Here is a 2,034-nt window from a genome sequence, read left to right as displayed (position 1 = left end):
CGGAAGCCGAGCACGAGATCATCGAGACGTGGGCGGCGCACTGCTTCCAGACCTTGCTGTTCAACCTTGTCTCGCCGAGCCAGCAGCGCGATCTCTATGAAGAGTTCGGCCTCGACCCGGACCGCGTGATCGCCGAGATGGCGCAAATGGTCACCGACGAGACTCGCCGCGAGAACATGAAGGAGCAATCCAACATCTTCCGCGTGCTGGTGAAGACCCTGCTGAACGCCGGCATCAACACCGACCGCACCCCGGCCTTCTCCGACATGTATGGCGACCTGGAGGAGCTGCGCTCCGAGGGCGACCGCATGGTTGGCGACGACATCGCCGAGGAGGGAATCAAGTACCTCCAAGAGATCAACTTCAAGGACCGCATCGGTAAGGCGATCTCGATCGCCGCCGAGTAGGAACTTCGCTTTTCCCGGCGAGAGCCGGGACTTAAGCGGCGCTTCAGCTTGCTGGAGCGCCGTTTTTCGTATGCCGGCTTAGCTTGGGCTTCGGCTCTCGCCAGGGTGAGCGGGGCGAAAGAAGCTTGAGTGATCAGCGTTCATTACAAATTTGACGGGGTCGTCATTTATCTTTGACCCTCTCTCGTAACGGTGTTGGAGTTTGCCGACCCAGTTCATCGGAGCCTCGACATGTCTGCTGACGGCAACATCACCAAGGACCTGATCTACGAGGCCGTAGCGCCGGACGACTTTGAGTCGATGCTCGATCTCGACCGCTACAACGCGCGCTCGACGGCGTTCGACAAGATCATCTCCGCGACCCATGACCACTTCTGGGATCCGCTGGACCCCAAATACATCGACTTCTCGGCGCCCTGGGACATGCAGACCCAGCCTCTGGTTGGCGAAGAACTGGTCGCCGCCCTGCAGACCGACTACGTCAAGGCCAAGCTCAACACGCCCGAGCTGCGCGCGCAGTTCGTGAATAAGTCGCTGCTCTATTCGTTCTCCTCGATCCTGCATGGCGAGCAGGGCGCGCTGAACCTCTCGGCCTCGCTGTGCCATGTGCTGCTGGACCAGGGCGCGCAGGAATACGCCGCCAACCAGACCCGCGAAGAAGCCCGTCACGTCACGGCTTTCGCCAAGTACATCAAGGCGCGCTGGGGCCGTCCGATCGAGTGCTCCAAGGTCTTGCAGGACCTGCTGGTCGACATCATCGCCAGCCCCGAGGTCTACAAGAAGATCATCGGCATGCAGATGTTGGTCGAGGGCTTGGCCATGGGCGCCTTCGCCACCTTCTACCAGAAGCTCAACGACCCGCTCGGCCGCCAGCTGATGCAGCTGGTGATGACCGACGAGGCCTTCCACCACAAATTTGGGAAGATCTGGGCCGACCGCACCATTCCGAAACTCTCGGAGGCCGAGCACCAGATCGTCGAGGACTGGGCCGCCCACTGCTTCCAGGCGGTGCTGTTCAACCTGGTCTCGCCGTCGGAACAGGTCGCGCTCTATGCCGAGTTCGATCTCGACCCGGCCAGGGTGCTGGAGGAAATCCAGCTCATCGCCACAGACGAGGCGCGGCGGGAGGACATGAAGGAAGCCAGCAACATCTTCCGGGTCTTGATCAAGACCCTGCTCAACGCCGGCATCATCACCGACCGCACCCGGGCCTTCTATGGCCTCTATGTCGACATGGATGAGCTGAAGGCGGAGGGCGACAAGATGGTCGGCGACGACATCGCCGAGGAGGGGATCAAGTACCTCCAGAAGATCAATTTCAAGGACCGCGTCGCCGCCAACGTCTCGATCGCGGCGGAATAGGGCCGCGCAATATCGGCTTGTCCCGGCGATAGACGGGACCTAGGCGGCGCTGCGGCTAGGCTGGGGCGCCGCTTTTCATGTCGGCCGGGCAACGGGCGCGCGATCCCCAAGGGCCGATGGTCGCGCGGGCTATGATCGCCGCTGAATAGCCCCATTTTATTCCCATCCCGTTCATGTGCCCGCGGGTAATTCTCGCGAACATTTTCATTTCATCGAACAGCAGTTATCCGTTTCGACCATGCGCGCCCTCGCCACAGCAATCATC

1 protein-coding gene and 1 pseudogene are annotated in these 2,034 nt (G+C 61.2%); both read left to right on the top strand.

Annotated elements, in window-relative coordinates; translation table 11 throughout:
• Positions 1-407 (top strand): annotated as a pseudogene (locus Q7T84_RS07220) (ferritin-like domain-containing protein); the annotation flags it as partial.
• A 231-nt stretch (positions 408-638) separates the two neighbouring features.
• The gene (locus Q7T84_RS07215; protein ID WP_304807187.1) at positions 639-1,769 is read left to right on the top strand and encodes a ferritin-like domain-containing protein; all 1,131 of its coding nucleotides are present in this window, start codon (positions 639-641) and stop codon (positions 1,767-1,769) included.
• Positions 1,770-2,034 lie beyond the last annotated feature (265 nt).

Source organism: Phenylobacterium sp. (genome assembly GCF_030654915.1).
Lineage (GTDB): Bacteria > Pseudomonadota > Alphaproteobacteria > Caulobacterales > Caulobacteraceae > Phenylobacterium.
Note: the sequence above shows the minus strand (reverse complement) of the source record. Positions and strands in the feature narration are given on the sequence as shown.

Excerpts from the sequence above, each read along its gene's own strand:
- Q7T84_RS07215 (WP_304807187.1), top strand. The coding sequence starts at position 639 with ATGTCTGCTGACGGCAACATCACCAAGGACCTGATCTACGAGGCCGTA.